The organism is Streptomyces sp. NBC_01197 (genome assembly GCF_036010505.1).
GTDB lineage: Bacteria > Actinomycetota > Actinomycetes > Streptomycetales > Streptomycetaceae > Streptomyces.
The window spans coordinates 1,587,463-1,605,220 of sequence record NZ_CP108569.1 but is presented as its reverse complement, the minus strand read 5'-3'; the positions used below and the strand labels follow the sequence as shown (position 1 = coordinate 1,605,220).

At 69.7% G+C, this 17,758-nt stretch carries 13 protein-coding genes and 3 pseudogenes; 9 read left to right on the top strand and 7 right to left on the bottom strand.

Annotated elements, in window-relative coordinates:
* Positions 1-862: 862 nt before the first annotated feature.
* From OG452_RS07185 to OG452_RS07160, 6 genes are all read left to right on the top strand, one after another.
* Positions 863-2,023, top strand: a complete 1,161-nt coding sequence (locus tag OG452_RS07185) for a radical SAM protein (protein WP_327294786.1) — start codon at positions 863-865, stop codon at positions 2,021-2,023.
* A gap of 84 nt (positions 2,024-2,107) precedes the next feature.
* Positions 2,108-3,679: an FAD-dependent oxidoreductase gene (locus OG452_RS07180; RefSeq protein WP_327294785.1), complete on the top strand. Its 1,572-nt coding sequence runs from the start codon at positions 2,108-2,110 to the stop codon at positions 3,677-3,679.
* The gene (locus tag OG452_RS07175; RefSeq protein ID WP_327294784.1) at positions 3,676-4,980 is read left to right on the top strand and encodes a sugar efflux transporter; all 1,305 of its coding nucleotides are present in this window, start codon (positions 3,676-3,678) and stop codon (positions 4,978-4,980) included. The genes OG452_RS07180 and OG452_RS07175 overlap by 4 nt, the downstream gene beginning before the upstream one ends.
* Entirely contained in the window at positions 4,977-6,752 is a 1,776-nt protein-coding gene (locus OG452_RS07170) for a PIG-L family deacetylase (RefSeq protein WP_327294783.1), read from the top strand. The genes OG452_RS07175 and OG452_RS07170 overlap by 4 nt, the downstream gene beginning before the upstream one ends.
* Before the next feature lie 17 nt (positions 6,753-6,769).
* Positions 6,770-9,403, top strand: a complete 2,634-nt coding sequence (locus tag OG452_RS07165; RefSeq protein ID WP_327294781.1) for a glycoside hydrolase family 3 protein — start codon at positions 6,770-6,772, stop codon at positions 9,401-9,403.
* Between the two features lie 994 nt (positions 9,404-10,397).
* Positions 10,398-10,691, top strand: coding sequence for a hypothetical protein (locus OG452_RS07160; protein WP_327294780.1), 294 nt, complete (start codon positions 10,398-10,400; stop codon positions 10,689-10,691).
* Positions 10,692-11,208: 517 nt separating this feature from the next.
* Here OG452_RS07160 and OG452_RS07155 read toward each other — a convergent pair.
* The 5 genes and pseudogenes from OG452_RS07155 to OG452_RS07140 form a co-directional block, all read right to left on the bottom strand.
* Positions 11,209-11,971: pseudogene (locus tag OG452_RS07155) on the bottom strand (SDR family NAD(P)-dependent oxidoreductase).
* The gene (locus OG452_RS07150; protein ID WP_327299538.1) at positions 11,968-12,498 is read right to left on the bottom strand and encodes an MFS transporter; all 531 of its coding nucleotides are present in this window, start codon (positions 12,496-12,498) and stop codon (positions 11,968-11,970) included. Before OG452_RS07150 ends, OG452_RS07155 begins: the two are co-directional and overlap by 4 nt.
* 19 nt (positions 12,499-12,517) lie before the next feature.
* Positions 12,518-12,796: pseudogene (locus tag OG452_RS35380) on the bottom strand (MFS transporter); the annotation flags it as partial.
* Positions 12,721-12,993 carry an MFS transporter gene (locus OG452_RS07145; RefSeq protein WP_327294779.1) on the bottom strand — a complete coding sequence of 91 codons (273 nt, stop codon included), beginning with the start codon at positions 12,991-12,993 and terminating at the stop codon, positions 12,721-12,723. The gene OG452_RS07145 and the pseudogene OG452_RS35380, both read right to left, overlap by 76 nt.
* 207 nt (positions 12,994-13,200) lie before the next feature.
* Positions 13,201-13,488: an Atu4866 domain-containing protein gene (locus tag OG452_RS07140; protein ID WP_327294778.1), complete on the bottom strand. Its 288-nt coding sequence runs from the start codon at positions 13,486-13,488 to the stop codon at positions 13,201-13,203.
* Between the two features lie 136 nt (positions 13,489-13,624).
* On the opposite strand from OG452_RS07140, the pseudogene OG452_RS07135 reads away from it, so the two are divergent.
* Positions 13,625-14,475, top strand: a pseudogene (locus tag OG452_RS07135) (helix-turn-helix transcriptional regulator).
* Between the two features lie 82 nt (positions 14,476-14,557).
* Here OG452_RS07135 and OG452_RS07130 read toward each other — a convergent pair.
* Together OG452_RS07130 and OG452_RS07125 are read right to left on the bottom strand one after the other, a co-directional pair.
* Complete coding sequence (locus tag OG452_RS07130; RefSeq protein ID WP_327294777.1) at positions 14,558-14,920, bottom strand: alpha/beta fold hydrolase; 363 nt, start codon at positions 14,918-14,920, stop codon at positions 14,558-14,560.
* 61 nt (positions 14,921-14,981) lie between these two features.
* The gene (locus OG452_RS07125; RefSeq protein WP_327294776.1) at positions 14,982-16,211 is read right to left on the bottom strand and encodes a flavin-containing monooxygenase; all 1,230 of its coding nucleotides are present in this window, start codon (positions 16,209-16,211) and stop codon (positions 14,982-14,984) included.
* Positions 16,212-16,358: 147 nt separating this feature from the next.
* Between OG452_RS07125 and OG452_RS07120 the strand changes: the two genes are divergently transcribed.
* Both OG452_RS07120 and OG452_RS07115 read left to right on the top strand, forming a co-directional pair.
* Positions 16,359-16,994 carry an ABC transporter ATP-binding protein gene (locus OG452_RS07120; RefSeq protein ID WP_327294775.1) on the top strand — a complete coding sequence of 212 codons (636 nt, stop codon included), beginning with the start codon at positions 16,359-16,361 and terminating at the stop codon, positions 16,992-16,994.
* Complete coding sequence (locus OG452_RS07115) at positions 16,991-17,746, top strand: hypothetical protein (RefSeq protein WP_327294774.1); 756 nt, start codon at positions 16,991-16,993, stop codon at positions 17,744-17,746. The genes OG452_RS07120 and OG452_RS07115 overlap by 4 nt, the downstream gene beginning before the upstream one ends.
* Positions 17,747-17,758 lie beyond the last annotated feature (12 nt).

Here is a 17,758-nt window from a genome sequence, read left to right as displayed (position 1 = left end):
ACCGAGTTTCCGAGACGCTCCCTCGTGCGGTTATCGCGCACCGGGGGTCACATCCTCCGAGCGGCCGCGGTTGCCCGCCCCCGTCTTTCCTTCGCAGGCGAGGCCGGTAATGATTCGGCCAACCTGTACTTCATGATGTACGACACATGTCCCGGCGTGCGGCGGTAATGTCTGCTTTTTCGTATCCGGTGGTGAAGGGCGACCGGTGAAAACGCTCACGAAAATACCGTGACATTAATGACGGATTGCTTTTCCGTCCGGTCAATCGTTCCCGGCTGACCGAAAATCACGGCCTGTCCGCCTTGACGGCGGTGCCTGCCCGTTCTGAGCCACCTGCCCCGTCGGCCATGTCCCGTCCCGCCGATGCGTGCGCCGGCGGGACGGCGTAGTCGCTGTGCGAGGCTCGGCCCGGCCGGCGGCGGTTCCCTCGGCCGGAGGGTCGTGCTCCCCGCTGACCTGGCACGGGTTTCGAACGGCCGTTTCTGGTCGGCCATCCGCCCGGAGCGGCGTGCCGGCCCGCCATGCGCCGCGCGGTCCGGCCGGACCCGGGCGACCGCGGAAGAGAGGTGGCCGACCACCGTGACGACGCGTGCGCCCTTACCCGGTTGGGCAAGCTCCCAAACAGTGCTGATTCAAGCCAACTAGCCCATCACGCAACTTAGTTCGAAGAAGACTGTTGACACGCCGACGCCGTTTCTATGACGATCTTGGGAGCGCTCCCAAGGCCCCATGCGTAACTGCTGCTTCCCCAGTCGAACGATCCGCTCGGCCCTCGCCGCCTCTCCGATCCGCGCCCTGCGCACACGCTCTCGCGTGTGCGTCGCCGTCCTTCGCCCGTATGCACCGGAAAGTGACTGCACGCATGCCCGATCGCACATCCGCACCGCCCGTCGCTCAGCCCGAAGCCGCTCTCGGCACCCTCTTCGTGGAGCGCAACCTCGACCTCGTCGGCAAGCTCTACCAGCGTTCCATCTACCCCGGCGCCTTCGACGTCGCCAGCGGCAAACGACTGTCCTCGCCGCTCGTCGTCGACCTCGACCCGACGACCGTCTGCGACCTCGCCTGCCCCGAGTGCATCAGCTCCCAGGTGCTGCACCATGGCCAGATAGGCAAGGACCGCATCGTCCGGCTCGCCCACGAGCTGGCCGAATCGGAGGTCCGCGCGGTGATCCTTATTGGCGGCGGCGAGCCGCTGCTGCACCGCGCCATCGGCGAGATCATCGAGGTGCTGCACGGCGCCGGCATCCAGCTCGGCCTGGTCACCAACGGCACCCAGATCCACCGGCACATCGACGAGCTGTCCACCATGCTCTCCTGGGTTCGGGTCTCGGTGGACGCCGGCAGCGCCGAAACCTTCCAGACCTTCCGCCCCAGCCGCGGCAAGCACAGCGCTTTCCCGCAGGTCATCGACAACATGCGGCTGCTCGCCTCACGCAAGCGGGGCAGGCTCGGCTACTCGTTCCTGCTCATGCAGCGCTTCGACGAGGACGGGAAGGTCACCGCCAGCAACTACGACGAGATCTACCAGGCCGGCGTGCTCGCCCGGGAGATCGGCTGCGACTACTTCGAAGTCAAGGCGATGCTGGACGAGGACCACTACACGGTCAACCAGTCCGCCGGGGACATCGAGCTCGTCGAAACGCAAGTCGCCCGGCTGCGGGAGCTGCAGGACGACTCCTTCCACATCCTGCACTCCTCCAACTGGCAGGCCGTGCGCCACGGTTCCGACCCGGTGCAGCCCAAGGACTACCGAACCTGCGCTGTCACCGAACTGCGCACCACCATCACGCCCACCGGCGTCTTCGTCTGCCCCTACCACCGAGGGAACCCCAAGGGCCGGATCGGCGACATCTCGCAGACGACCTTCGCCGAGATGTGGGCGGCAGCCGACACGACGGTGATCGACCCCAGCGAGGACTGCCGCTTTGTCTGCGCCCGGCACGGCACCAACCAGGAGATCGCCCTGCTTCCGCATCGTCCCGCGCCGGACGACCTGGACGACGACTTCGACCCCTTCATCTGACGGCCCGTCCTCACTCGCCGCACACCCGCAGTCCCCGCCCTCCCGGGCATCGCGAACGCCCCAGCGACAAGGCCAGGAGCCCGTATGCGCTTAGCCCTGATCGGAGCCGGTGCCGCAGGTCTGACCTGCGTCAAGCAGGCTCTCGCCGATGGCCACGACGTGGTCTGCTTCGAGAAGCACCAGGATCTCGGAGGCATCTGGAATCCGGCGTCAGGCGGCGCCTACGCGGGGGTCCGGATGCAGAGCTCCAGGATGAGTATGCCGTTCACCGACCACCCTCCGGGCTTCGCCGCCGACTTCCCCGAACTCACTGAGGTGCAGGCGTACCTGCGCTCGTACGCGACGCGCTTCGGCCTGCTCGAAACGGTGCGGTTCGGCCACGAGGTGGTCGCAGTCGCCAAGGAGGGTGACGAGTGGGCAGTGACGGCCCGCCGGGCGACGGGCGAGGAGGAGCAGGTACGCGTCGACGCCGTGCTGGTCGCCAACGGCGAGCTGTGGCAGCCCCGGCTCCCGGAGGGAGGGCTGCCCGCGCCCGGCACCGGGGTTCGGGTGCTCACCTCCCCTGAGTACCGCGGCGCCGCCGACTTCACCGGACAGCGGGTGCTGGTCGTGGGGGGCGGGGTGAGCGGCGCCGACATCGCCGCCGACCTGGCCCCGCACGCCGCCCGGGTGGACTGGTCCGTGCGCAGCAGGCAGCTGTTCCTGCCCCGCGACATCGGCGGCGTCTACAACGACGCTCTGTTCTCCTACGCCGGCCGGGTCGCCATCGAGGACGTGCCCTACGCCGAATACCTGGACTGGCTGACGGAGTGGCTGCCCGACTACATGGGCATGTACCGGGCCACCGGACTGCTGCCGGAGCAGGGCTTCCACGGGTCCGTGCACGTCAACGAGAAAATCGTGCCCGCAGTGTCGGCCGGAGGGGTGCATCCCGTCGCCGCCTTCAAGTGGTTCACCGACGACGGGCTCGCCGTCCTCGCCGACGGGACCACCGACCGCTACGACGCGGTGGTGCTCTGTCTCGGCTACGAACCGCCGGACTACGGCTTCATCGACGGACTGCGCCGCGAGGACCTGTACGAACACCACTTCTGGCGGCACGACCCGACCCTGGCCGTGATCAACACCCCCGTCGACACCGAGGCGTTCGGCACCGCTTGCCCGTACTTCGAGGCGGTCGGCGGCTGGGTGCTCAGCGTGCTCGGCGGCAAGACCACACTGCCCGGACCCGTCGAACGCGCGGAGTGGTGCGCCCGCCACATGTCCGCGCTGTACGACCGGCGTTACCTCGACTGCTGGCTGGAGACGATTCGCCTGGGCCTGCTCAGCGGCTCGCTGCCCGACCCGGCGGTGCACTTCCGCGCCTACTGGACGCTCGTCTCCCACCAGGTCGACCCCGCCTGCCTGCGGCAGGGCCAGGGGAGCGCGGTGCCCGCCGCGCACGACGGGCGCCTGGACCTCACCGGTGTGCGCCACCGCGTCCTGGCCGCGCTGCCCGAGGTCACCCGGCGGGACCTGCTGGCCCGAGGCGAGGTCGACGGGGCCGACCTCGCCGCCGCCGCAGGGGTGCCCGCCGGCAGGGAACTCGCCCCGTGGCTGCCCTACCGGCAGCGCGCCACCCGCACCGCCGGGTCCGCCGAAGGCACGGCGGAGTGAAGGAGCGGACCGCGACCGAACCGGGGACGGCGGTGAGCCGATGGCGGCTTGTCACCGACCCTGCAGTGCGCGACCTCATCGCCGTCAGCGGGGCGATCGGCCTGGTCGGTGCGTTCGTGGTGCCCACCACCAGCCTCTTCCTGACCGAGGCAGCCGCCGCGACGCCCCTGATGGTCGGGCTGTTCTTCGCCGCCCGCTCGATCGCCGAGATCGGCACTGACATGGTGGTGGGCGCGGTCTCCGACCGGCTGCGCGACCGCCGGACGATCCTGGTGGCGACCGCCCTGCTCAACGCCGTCGGCGCACTGGGCTACACGTTCCTGCGCGACTACTATGCGCTGCTGCTGACCGGCATCGTCTGCTTCGGCCTGGGCGGCGCCTGCTTCGGCCAGCTCTTCGCCTACACCCGTGAACTCGCGGACGCGCGGGGCGTGGACGCCCCGTTCTTCAACGGCTTCCTGCGCTCGGTCACCTCCCTGGCCTGGGTGGTGGGACCGCCACTCGCCTTCTGGACGATCGCCCAGTGGTCGTTTACCGTGCTGTACGCCGCGACGGCCGCCTTGTCGGTGATGGCCGCGCTGCTGTGCCAGTGGGGACTGCCGCGCCCCGACACACAGGTCGCCGGGGCGCCGCCGGTCCCCCCGGCGACCGACAGACCCGGCGACGAGGAGCAGCCGCCCGGACTGCTGGGCATGTTCGCCGGCGTCGGACTGCACACGATGATCCTCCTCGGCTCCGTCGTACTGTTGCTCGGCGCCAACGCGATGTACCAGATCAACCTGCCCCTGTACGTCACCGACGAACTGCACATGAACGCGCAGACCGCCGGCCTGATGCTCGGGGTAAGCGCTGTCCTGGAGATTCCGCTGCTGGTGCTGGCCGGCGTCTGGGCGGACCGTCTCGGCAAAAGACGGCTAATGATCACGGCCACCGTCTGCGCCACCCTCTTCTTCGCACTGCTGCCGTTCCTCCGGAGCCTTCCGCTGCTGGTGGCGGCGCAGCCCCTGAACGCCGCCTGGGTGGCCGTCGCCTTCAACGTCCCCGTAGTGGCGCTCCAGGACAGCCTGCCCGGCCGGCCGGGCACCGCGTCGGCCCTGTACTCCAGCGCCTTCAAGGCCGGCATGTTCCTCGGCGGCCTGACCGTCGGCACCGTCGCCACCTGGACCGGCTACCGCCAGGTGTTCTGGGTGTGCGCCGGCCTGACCGCGCTGGCCGGGCTGCTGGTGCTGTTCCTGCGCCCCGCCCCCGCCCCCCGCCCCTCCACGGACGCCACCCACCCTCTCGAAGGGAGAGCCGCGTGACCACGTCACAGCCCGCCTGCACCGTCATCGTGCCCACCTACAACCGCAGCGGACTGCTGCGGCACACACTGGAATCACTGTGCCGCCAGCAGCTCGCCGCCGGCGACGGCTTCGAGGTGGTGGTCGCGGACGACGGCTCCACCGACGACACCGAGGACGTCGTCAGCGGCTACCGCGACCGGCTCGACATCCGCTGGTACCACCAGGCGGACGAGGGCTACCGAGTCGCCAGGGCCCGCAACCTCGGCATCGAGCACGCCCGCGCCGACCTCTGCGTGTTCGTCGACTCCGGGGTGATCCTGCACTCCGGCGCGCTCGCCGCCCACCTCGCCGCGCACCGGGACACGGACGGCCCCACCGCGGTCGTCGGCTACGTCTTGTGCTTCAACGAGGACAACGAGGACGGCCAAGAGATCCTCGACGCCCTCGACTTCGCCGACCCCGACGCCTCCTTCGCGCGATTCACCACGGAGGGCCGGTGGCCGGACATCCGCGAGGACTACTACGAGCGCTACGGCGAGGATCTGGACACCCTGACGGCACCCTGGCTGATGTGGTGGACCTGCAACGCCTCGGCCCCCACCGCGCTGCTGCGGAAGACCGGCGGCTTCGACGAGGCGTACCGCTCCTGGGGTGCCGAGGATGTCGACCTCGGCTACCGGCTGCGCACGGCCGGCTCGCGCTTCGTGCTGCAGCGCGACGCCGCCGCGCTGCACGTGCCGCACCCCAAGAACTACGAGTCCAACATGCGCTCGGCCGCTCACAACTACCGCTACTTCGCCGCCAAGTTCGACACCCCGGTCGCCCGTCTGGTGCCCGGCAACCACTTCCACGAGATCGAAGACATCCTGCGCTCACGCGGACTGGCCGAGGGCGAGGTGACCGACGCGTTCGGCTCGGTGATCCGCCCCATCGACCAGACGGACGTGGAACGCGCCGCCGCCACACCGTTGGAAGGTGAGCCCATGACCCCGCCCCTGCTCGGCATGTGGATGTGGAAGGACCGCGAGGCACGCCGTGACGCGCCCCGGATCCTGGTGTTCTCGCCACACCCGGACGACGAGGTGATCGCCTGCGGCGGCACCACCGCCCGACACGTCGCCGAGGGCGCGCAGGTGGGCGTGGTCTTCGCCACCGACGGCGCGATGTCCCACTCGGCGGTACTGGACATCCACAAGAACCCGACCCCCGGGGAACTGCGCGAGATCCGCCGCCAAGAGGCTCGCATGGCGGGCAAGTCGATGGGCGTGCGCGAGGAGGCGGTGCGCTTTTTGGACTACCCCGACACCCGGCTCGCCGAACACCTGCCGGAGTTCCGGCGGGACGTGCTGGAACTGCTGCGCGAACACAGCGCGGTCACCCAGGTGTACGTGCCGCACGAGTTCCGGGAGCTCAACGCCGACCACCGGCTGACCGGCGAGACGGTGGTGTCCTGCCTGGCCGAACTGGGCCTGGAGCCGGACATCTACCGGTACGTGGTGTGGGACGAGCGCACCGAGGAGGAGTTCGGTTTCGTCAACCGCAAGCCGGCCGACGGTCCCGGCTTCGGCTCCGAACGCCTCGTCTCCTACGACATCGAGGCATACGTGCCGCAGAAGCACGCCGCGTTCCGCGAACACCGCACCCAGGTCGAGCTGTACGCCCCGGGACAGACCAGGCCGGTCGTGCCGTGGCCATTCCAGGAGCGGGTGTTCGCCGCACGCACCGAGGAATTCTGGATCACCGAGCCGGGCGGCGGCGACACCGGCCACCGCACCGGGGACGGGGAGTGACGACGACAGTGACGACCGTGACCGGCCCCTCCGGGGCGCCCATGGCGGAAGACCCCGAGACGTCCGCGGCCGGCAGTGCCGCGGACCCCGTGGCTCCCGCGCTGTCCGACCTGCGGCCGCTGACCCGGTGGCTGCGGCTCACCTCGGCGATCCCGGCCGACCCAGAGGTGGAGCGCCGCGTGGCGGAGATCGTCGCGCAGCTGACGCTGGAGGAGAAGGTCGGCCAGATGATCCAACCGGAGCTGGCCGAGCTGACCCACGAGGACCTGCGCGAGTACGGCATCGGCTCCGCGCTCAACGGCGCCGGCATCTGGCCTGGCGGCGAACGCCACGCCACCGTCGAGGACTGGGTGGACGCAGTCGACGGCTTCTGGACCGCGGCCGAGGAGCACTGGAAGGACCGGCCCTTCCGCATCCCGTTCATGTGGGCCACCGACGCGGTCCACGGACACAACAACGTGCACGGCGCCACCATCTTCCCCCACAACCTCGGCCTCGGCGCGGCAGGCGACCCCGACCTGGTCCGGCGGATCGGCGCGGCCACCGCCCGCGAGGTCGCCGCCACCGGCATGGACTGGATCTTCGCGCCCACCGTCACCACTCCGCGCGACCGCCACTGGGGACGCTACTACGAGGGCTACGGCGAGGACCCCACCCTTGTGCACGCCTACGGCCGCGCCATGGTCGAAGGACTCCAGGGCGACGGCGCGGCGCTGCGCACCGATGAGAAGGTGCTCGCCACTCTCAAGCACTGGATCGCCGACGGCGGCACCGAGAACGGAAGCGACCGCGGCACCGCCCGCTGTTCCGAGGACGTCCTGCGCGACATCCACGCCCAGGGCTTCCTGGCCGGCATCTCGGCCGGCGCCCAGAGCGTGATGGTCTCCTTCAGCAGTTGGTCGAACGAGGCCAACTACGACCACAGCCCCCACACGGGCGAGCCGTACAACGACAAGCTGCACGGCAGCCGTTACCTGCTGACCGACGTACTCAAGGACGCTCTCGGCTTCGACGGCGTCGTCATCAGCGACTGGGACGCGCACGCCGAGGTGGCCGGCTGTTCCGCCGGGGACGCCGGCTATGCGATCAACGCCGGTCTCGACGTGCTGATGATCTCCGGCCGCGACGCCTGGCAGAGCGTGCACCGCACCACCGTCCAATACGTGCGGGACGGGGTCATCCCGCCGGCACGCATCGACGACGCGGTCTCGCGCGTGCTGCGGGTGAAGATGCGCGCCGGGCTGTGGGAGAAACCCCGCCCGCGCAAGCGTGCCCTCGCCCGCGCGGCGACGTCGGTCGTCGGCTGCGCCGAGCACCGGACGCTGTCCCGGGAGGCGGCCCGCAAGTCACTGGTACTGCTGAAGAACACGCCGGGGACACTGCCGCTGTCTCGCACCGCGCGGGTGCTGGTCACCGGCAGCGGCGCAGACAACCTGAGCAAGCAGTGCGGCGGCTGGACACTGACCTGGCAAGGCGACGGCCTGGACCGCACCGACCTGCCCAGCGGTGTCACGCTGGCGGACGCGGTCCGCGCGATCGTCGGGAGCGAACGCTGCACCGTCGACCCGGCCCTGGTCCACGCCGACCCAGCCGACTTCGACGTGGCCGTGGTCGCGATGGGAGAGGACTCCTACGCCGAGATGCGCGGCACCCTCAAACCGTGGCGCTCCCTCGGCTACGCCGATCTCAAGCTGTCCTATGCCCGCGACGTGGAGGTGCTGCGCCGGCTGAAGAGCGCCGGATTGCCCGCCATCGGCGTCCTCTTCACCGGCCGGCCCCTGTACTGCACGGAGGAGATCAACCTCTCGGACGCCTTCGTCGCGGCCTGGCTGCCCGGCCCGTACGCGGACGGCATCACCGACGTCCTGTTCGCCCCGGCCGAGGGCGCGCCCGCGTACGACTTCCAGGGCCGGCTGCCGTCGTCATGGCCGCGCACCCGGGACTCCGCGGCTGTCAACCGCATCCCGCCCCACCTGCCCGACTACCGTGTCCCCGAGCAGGAGAAGTCCCCGGAGGGCCGGCACACCCCGCTGTTCCCCGTCGGCCATGGACTCTCCCTGCACGACCCGGTGCCCGACACCGCTCCGCTGCCTTTGGACGTGTTCCGGCAGGTCCCGCCGCCGCCCCCGGCGGACGGTCCACTGCGCATCCTGGACGCGGCGGGCAGCCCGTACCGGCTGCGCATCGGCGGCCACAACACTTGGTCGCGCGAGGACCTGTCGTTGAGCGGGCCGACACGGTGCCTGATCGTGCACGCGGACCCGGTACCCGCCGAGACGGGTTTCGGACTGCGACTGCGCTTCACCGGCTACCCGGCCTTCGTTTACGCGGAGTCGCCCACCGGCACCCCGGAGGACCTGCGCGGCCATCTGGAGGCCGGGGCACATGTGCGCTTCCGCGTACGGGTGCTGGAGCCGCCGTCGGCCCCGCTCTACCTCGCCTGCCATGACGACTATCCGGCCCAGCCCGGCGTGAACCTGGCGCCGATACTGCGCGAGGCGACGCCAGGGGGGTGGACCAGCGTGTCGGTGCCGCTCACTACGCTGTCCGCCGTCGGCATGGACCTGGCACACGTGGACGTGCCGTTCATGTTGTACACCGAGGGCACGGTCCTGCTGGAGACAGCCGACATCGGCTGGAGCGTCCGGTGAATCCCGGCCGACCCGCGATGGGCGGGCACAGCCGCGTGCTGGTGCACGCCCCCCGCCTCTCGTCTCCTCCTCCGTCCGCGGCGCCCACTGGACGAGGCCGATGCCGGGGTGGGCGGCATGTTCCCCGGCTCCTGTCCTGCAGCCGGTGTCGGCTCGGGCTTTGGTGACGTTCGGAGGGAGCGCGACTCCCCAGCCTGGTGTACTAGTGGACGTGCCGGATGAGTCCCGACGGTGCTGCACACGATCAGCCTGAAGGCTGTTCCACCGGTGGGAGCGTTGCATGAAACGTTCCGTCCAATGTCTGGCGGTTGACCTGGCACCACATCAATGATCTGGCAAACGCGCAGGTCAAAAGGGGTCTGACTCTTCGGGGTCGGACCCCTTTGATGTCTGGGGCTGTGACGTGGAGGCCAGGGCATGCCTCCATTCTGGGGCAGGAGGAGTGGCGCGGGTCATGATGAGCCAGCTGGTCTCCGGAGTGAGCGGGACGGAGCCCGCTGGGGCAACTGATCGTGGCAGCTCGGTCTGGCCCGAGTGGGCGGGACGGGCTGTCGACCGTGACGCTCGTTTGACGCTCTGGGCGCACTCACGCTGCGCGGCGAGCCGAGAAAGCCGCTCTGACCTGGTCTTTTCCGTGACTCGCTCAGGCCGACATCTTTCCGATGACCCATCATGTGGAGTGCGTTGCCATCCTTGAACCGGTCGCAAAGAGCGCCTGACCTGCGTTTTCGTGCGTGCGCATTATATGCGGTTTGGGCGTTACGGGCGATATCTTGATGCTGAAGTGACGCTCATTGACGCTCGTTCTGATGGGGTGTCAGTCGGACGGTCGTGCAGGTCGCGCTTGGTACTGGATGTAGCTTCCGAGGTCTGACTTTGCGGAGACTCGAAGGAAATCGGTCCGTTCCGCCGTCGCTGACTGAACCGGCACAGGCGCGGCTGCCTTGACGCGGGAGCGGTGTCTGCCGCGAGGCTGTTCCGACGGATGGGGTCCGTGGTCCAGGTGCTGCTGGCGGGCCTTGGTGGGCGCGACGGACCACCGGCCCTGTCGTTTGGCGACTTTGACCAGTCCGCGACTGCGAAGGGCTTGGCAGCTGAGTTTGTGCCCGGTTCCTTCCCGCGCGCCGTCAGGGCAGCCTCGGGCGACCCACCGCGGCACCTGTTGCTGCCGTTCGTTGAGCTGTCGTGGCACCTGAACTCCCCACCGTGCGAATGCTTCACGGGCATGCTCTCAGCCGCACTCCGCCTGGCGCGGGTGGAAGAGAACGGCGGTTGGCAGGCGGCATGAGGATTCGGACAGATGTAGGCATGGCCGCTTGTGGTGGCTAGGATCGCCGTCGTTCGTTGGTGGCCCCCGTGGACGCTTGCTGGTCGGCCTGTGACGGGTGCTGGCCGTTTCGCGATCATCCGAGGAGGTGGCCGTCGGGCGTACGAGTGCCCGTACTAGCCTGGCCATCCGTGCTGAGGCGTTCCCGTGTCTCGGGCAGGGGAAGGCTGGTTAGGAGTGTCGGTCCCGCTTGGCTGCGGCCGGGAGGGGACTGGCGAGTGGATCGTGTGAACGTGAGCCGCTCGTTCTTCCGGTGATGGGTGCCTGAGGGTAAGCGGGGGCGTGCAGGCGCACCGCGGACGAGGGCGTCAGTTCGAGACGAAAGCGGGTTGGTTCATGTCGGTCGTGGCGCGAGAGCAGATGGATGTCGTCGCAGGTGTGCTGGCTCCCTGCGACCTCGTGCCCCGCGAGGCGAAGCTCGCGCTCGTCGAAGCCTTCGGGACGGAAGCTGTCTCGCTTGTTCGCGGGCGGACACTGATCAGGCGGCGGTGAAGCCGCCGTCCGCGGCGAGTACGGCGTCCGTGACGAAGGCGGACCGCGGAGAGACCAGGAAGCACAGGACTTCCGCGATCTCGCGGGGCTGCGCCACCCTGCCCAGGGGGTGGACGTCCGCGAAGGACGCGAGATGAGCGCGGCTGTCGGGGCGGAAGGTGTCGAGGAAGTCGGTCTCGACAACGCCTGCGGCGACGAGGTTCGCGCGGATGCCCAGGGGGCCGCCCTCCAGTGCCAGCACCTTGGTCAGCTGGGCGAGAGCCCCCTTCGATGCGCTGTAGGCGACCCCTTGGGGCAGGCCGACCTCGGACGCGTACGAACCGGTACTGACGATGGCGCCGCCGCCGCGGTCCTCCATGGCCCGGAAGGCTTCGCGGGCGAAGAGGAAGGCACCGCGGGCGTTGACGTCCATCACGCTGTCCCAGTCCCGTGCAGTGGTGTGCGTGACGGGCTTGTTCAGGGTGCGTCCGGCGTTGTTGACCAGGATGTCCAGTCCGCCGACGGGGTCGACGGCGGCACCTACCACGCGGGTGGCGGTTTCTTCCGCGGTGACGTCGCCGGTCACGGTCACGCCCCCGGGCAACTCTTCCGAGAGACCGGCGAGTTCGGGACGTGTGTCGAGGGCGACGACGTGTGCGCCGCGGGTGTGGAGGAGGGATGCTCCTTGCCGATACCGCGTGCGGCGCCGGTGACGAGTCTGTCTTCCCGGCGAACTCGGCGGCTCCGGTGGACGGGGTCGTGGATGTCATTCGCGTGCTCCTTGGTGGGATCGGGTTCGGGGTCCGTGCGCGGTCACGAACGGCTTCGTGGCCGAAAGAGGGGCCGTCGTCATCAGTGATCCCGGCTGTCGGGCCGGTGCCGGACGAGGAGCGCGGCGCCCCGGGCCGACGAGTACGGTGGCGACGATGACGCCGGTACTGAGGCCGTAGCCCGCCAGGGGGTCACCCCGGTTCGTGCGCTGTCCGGCTTCGACGACCGTGGTGACGACGCCGAGGACGACGGCTCCACCGATCTGCATGAAGGTGTTGAGCAGGGCTCCCGCCAGCCCTTGGTCACGATCCGGCACCCCGGTCACGGCGCTCATGTTCAGCGCGGGAAAGGTCGCCGCAGTGCTGATCCCGTTGACGACCATGACGGGCAGGACCACGGTGAGGAGGGAGCTGTGGGGGCCGATCCGGAAGAACAGCGCGTAGGGCAGCGCGAGGAGCAGCATTCCGGCGGCGATCATCCTGTGCGTTCCGAACCGGGCGGCGAGCCGCCCCGCGAGCGGTGCCAGAGCGCCGTTGGCGAGGCCCAGCGGGACGAAGGCACCGGCGGTCTGCAGTGGCGACCAGCGCGCCCACAGTGATGGGCACAGGGAGCGCGAAGACCGGTCGCCACGACAGTTTGGTCAGCACGCCGCCGAGAACGAGTCCGCCGATGAAGCCGCAGGCGCCGGCGGTGGCGTACCAGCCGAGGGCACGGCCGCGCCGCGGACCCTCCGGCCGACTGGTGGTGATCAGAGCAAGAGCCGCCGGGGCCAGGAAGCCCGTGGCGACCCCCCTTCGCCAGCCGCGCCACGACCAGCACGCCACCGGTGGGAGCGAGCGCTCCCAGCACGCTCACCTCGCCGGCCGAACAGATCGGCGACCCGGCCGCCCAGGGGGAGGAACCCGCCGTAGCCGAGGGGGTAGGCGGACACGACCCACTGCAAGGAGCCCGAAGCCATGCCGAGGTCACGCTGGATCGTGGGCAGGGCCACGCCCACGTCGGAAAGATCTATGTCGTCCATGAAATGAGCCGCGCACAGCACCAGCAGGGCCGGCCGGGTGGCGGGGAGACCTCCGCAATGGCCCCGGTTCCGTCGGCGCCTGTGGCGATCTCGTCGGTCTGCTTCATTGCTCTGCCTTCCTCCGGTGACGGGGCGGCGGCCAGGGGCCCCCACCGCGGCGGACTCCGTATCCGTGGGCGTCGGAAACGATGACGCTGCCGCGCCTTCTCACGAGGGCTTCTCCGTCCGGTCCTCGCGGTAGAGCACGAGGTGTTCGTGGTGGAGCACGCCGTCCCGGATGTCGCCTGGGGCGGTGAAGCCGGTGTCGTCGACGTAATCGAGGTGGTCGCCGGTCACCGTGTACCGGCCGGTGTACGCGCTGCGCCGGCCTCCCCGGGCCTCGTCGTAGCGCCCGTCCGGCAACAGCTCCTGGCGGATCTGACCATCCGCGGTCATCCACATGCCGACCACGTCGGCACGCCCGGAATCGCGGCGGTTCCGCGCGTCGCCTGTCATCACATTGCCTTCCTCGATGGGTGCGGGTGCTTGCCCGACCGAGTCTGCGCAGGTCGTCGCAGGTGTGCCAGGGTGCTCTCTGCCTGGGTGTGGCACACCCAGGCAGAGCGCGGAGCCACTGCCTAGCCTGGAGGCCATGGACGACAACCATCTCGGGGAATTCCTCCGCGCGCGCCGTGCCCACCTGCGGCCACAGGACGTCAACATGGCGAGTCACGGTGTACGCAGGGTCGCTGCACTGCGCCGCGAGGAGGTCGCTGTCCTGGCCGGATGAACGCCGACTACTACACCCGGCTGGAGCAGGGCCGCGAGCGCCATCCCTCGCCACAGGTGCTGGACGCGCTCAGCCGGGCCCTCCTACTCGACAGGGACACCCGCGGCCACCTGCACCGCCTGGCCGGAATGTCACCGGACGGCCAAGGCGCCCTCCACACCACCGAGCGCGTCGGTCCCGCGTTGCGTCAGCTGATGGACGGCTACCCGCACACCCCGGCGTTCGTGCTGAGTCGCACCCTCGACCTCCTGGCGGCCAACACCCCTCGCCGACGCGCTCCACGCCCCCTTCATGTCCGCGGACAATCTGGCCCGCATGACCTTCCTCGACCCAGCCGGACGGGAGTTCTACCAAGACTGGGACCGGGCCGCCCAGGCCGCTGTCGCCAACCTGCGCCAGGCGAGCGGCTTCGACCCCGAGCACCCACGTCTGCGAGACCTGGTGGGCACACTGACCGAACACATTGCAGCATTCCGGCGGCTGTGGGCGCAGCACACCGTGCGCGGAAAGACCCAGGACGCCAAGCAACTTCTCCACCCGGATGTCGGCCCTCTGGCCCTCACCTACCAGTCTTTCGACGTCCGGGACCCCCGGGCCAGCAACTCGTCATCTATCACGCCGAACCGGGCAGCCCCTCCGCGCAGGCCCTGACCCTTCTCGGCTCCCTGTACGCCGACGGCAGGCGGAACCCGACCCGTTCCGCCGGACAGTGAGACCCGTGGCGCGCCCCCGAACAGGACCGCCCGTGCCCGCGGCTCTCTTCGGGCCGGATCAGCCGCTCGGCCGCCCCGCAGCTCAGGCTGATGCGAAATCAGATGTCAGGCAGGCCAGCAACTGGCCGGGCGTGTCTTCCTGGAGGAGGTGGCCGGCGTCATCGATCCAGTGCAGTTCGGCGTGCGGAACGCGTTCGTGCAGCCACTCGGCGTACTCCGGGAGGAGAATGCGGTCCTCACGGCCCCAGAGGAGCCGCACCGGAATCGACACACCGCCCAGCAGGTGCTTGTCCGCCTGCCTGCTGGCTGTATTGACGGTAGAACGCCGACTGCCCTGCCTCCCCCACCACGGTGCGAGGCATGTGTCGAGGATTCCCGGCCGGAAGCCGGCGTGCGTGGCGTGCCGTCGGCCGGCACTGATACCACGCCTCTCTCCGACCGTCACCGCGGCATCCGATCGCCCTGTCAGGGCAAGCCGCCTGACAGACCAGGCTTCGGAAGCTCCGTCAGCTCGGAGCGCGACCTTTGTTGAGTGGGTCGGTCGCGCGGTCGCCGGGCTGCGCGGTGGGAAGGGTCGCCCGCGTCTTCTCACGTCGTAGCGCGTGGGCGATGGCGCGCGCTTCGATGCCCGCCTGGCGAAGGACGCCCGTGAGCGGATTGGTGTATCCGGCGAAGTACAGGCGCGGGGCTGCTGGATGGGTCTGTGCCCCTACGACGAGAGGTTGCCCGGCCTCGTCGAGTACGTCCAGGGAGCCGATCAAGTCGTGCAGGTCGGGCCGGTATCCGGTGGCGGCGATGACCGTGTCGGGTCGCAGTCGGGTGTCGTCGACCAGGACCACGTCGGGGCCGTCGAACGCCTGGACGGCGGCGACCGGCTCGACCTGCCCGGACCGGACGGCGTCCACGAAGCCGTGGTCGAGCACCGGGTTGATCCCTTCGCGGGCATTGCGGGTGTACAGGCCGGTGCGGGGGCGGGGCAGTCCCCGTGAGGTCAGGTCGGGCACCGCGAGACGTTGCGTGAGCAGGGAGGTGCGGTCGCGCCACGCGAGCGGGAGAACCTCCGTCAGCCGGCCGGCCGCATGCCATCGTGCGCTGGAGCGGGGCAGGATGTTGGGCGGAGTACGGACTGCGATCCATACCCGTCCGGCTCCGGCTCCGGCCAGGACACTCGCGATCTCGGTACCGCTGTTACCGGCGCCGACCACCAGGACGTCCTGCCCGCGGTAGGGGGCCGGAGAGGCGTAGTGGGCCGAGTGCAGCAGGGTGCCGGTGAACGTCGAACGTCCGGGCCAGTTCAGGAGGTTCGGGGTATGACAGCGGCCGGTGGCCACCACGACCGCGCCGGTGGGCACCGGACCGTCGGGGGTGTGGACCAGCCAGTGTGCTCCCGAGCCTGGGTCGGCCCGCTCGATGCGCCGCACCGGGGTGGCCGCCCGGACGTCGAGTCGGTGGTGGGCTACGTAACGCTCCAGGTAGCGCACGTAGTCGTCCCGGCTCACCCACGGGCCCGCCTGGCGAGGAACCGACAGGCCGGGGAGGCTCGAAGTGCCGGGGGTGGTGTGCAGGCGCAGATGGTCATAGCGCTGCGCCCAGCTCGCTCCCGCGCGGTCCGACCGTTCCAGGATCACGGTCGGCTCTCCGGAGCGGTTCAGTAGCGCGGCGGCCGCCAGGCCGTGAGGGCCGGCTCCGATCACGATCGTGGGAGCGCTGAGGTCTCGTTGTGGTGTCGGGGGCATCGCCTCCTACAACGGCAGACCGCGGCACATGTCACGCCCAACTGGCCCGTATGTATGAGCGGGTGACCGCCGTTACACCGGCGGTACGGACTCGTTGGACACCCCGGGTCGGATCGCTCCGGCCGTCCGATCTCTCGAGGGGCTCATGTGCAGACAGTAACGACGCGCCACCGGCCACGGCTGCGCATCAGCGGAGTCTGCAAGGCGTACGGCGGCAGGCAGGTCCTGCGCGATGTGGATCTTGACGTGTCGGCCGGGACGCTGATGGGAGTCGTCGGCGAGAACGGGGCGGGAAAGAGCACCCTGTTGCAGATCGCCGTGGGACACCTCGCACCCGACCGCGGAACGGTGGCGCGGACCGGGGCGGTGGGGTACTGCCCGCAACGGGCGGTACTGAACGATGCGTTCACCGTAGGACAGCATCTGCGGTTGTTCCAGATGGCCTACCGGCTGCCGGCACTGGAGCGCGCCGGCGAACTGATGGAGCTGCTGGCGCTGACCGACTGCCGGCGACAGCAGGTCGGCGAACTCAGTGGCGGCACGCGACAGAAGCTGAACCTGCTGATCGCTCTCATGCACGATCCGCAGTTGCTGGTCCTGGACGAGCCCTACCAGGGCTTCGACTGGGACACCCATCAGCGCTTCTGGGCCCTGGCCGCCGATCTGCGTGATCAGGGCCGGTCGATCATCGTGGTCTCTCACCTGCTGCACGACCTGCACCACTTCGACGCAATCGCTCACCTGCGCCAGGGCCGTCTGCACTTCGAGGAGACCGACCGTTGAGGCTCTCCTGGACGGCGTTCACCGAACTGCTGCGCTGCACCCTGTTGGGCCACCTGCGCAACCGGCTGGCCCTGGCTCTGGCGGTCGCGTTCATCCCTGTCTGGATCGCTGTAGCACGCCTGTGCACCTCCGACCAAGTGGTGCGCATCCGGCTGGACGCCATCAGCACCCCCATCTCCTCTCCGGCCAGCCAGCTGGGGCAGGTGGCCAGCGCACTGGGCGCCGTCACCATGGTCGCCGGTTTCATCACCTTTACCGAGACCTTCCAATCGCGGCAGATGGAGCGCCGTCTGCTGCTGGCCGGCTACCCTCGGCTGCCGATGCTGCTGGCGAAGCTTGCCGCCGTCGCACTCACCGCCACCCTGCTGGCCCTCTACACCATGATCCTTCTGTGGATCTCTCTACCCGTACGCCATCCGTTCCCCCTGGCGCTGGCCCTCGCCGGCGCCGGCCTCGTCTACGGCGGCATCGGCCTTCTGCTCGGCTCGCTGGTCCGCGGCGAGCTGGAGGGCTTCTTCCTTATCATCATGCTCAGCCTGGTCGACACCGGCCTGCAAAATCCCGTCTTCAACACGCTCATGGACGTGGCCGGCGTGTCCGCGCTTCCTCTGTACGGCGTGAACCAGCTGGCGCTGAGCTCAGCCCTCACCTCTCAGATTGCCTGGTCCCATGGCTTGCTCTCCCTCACCTGGTCCGCAGCGACCGGCGCCCTGGCGCTGCTCGTCCTCCACTCCCACCGCCGGGTGCGGTGACGGCGGAGTGCA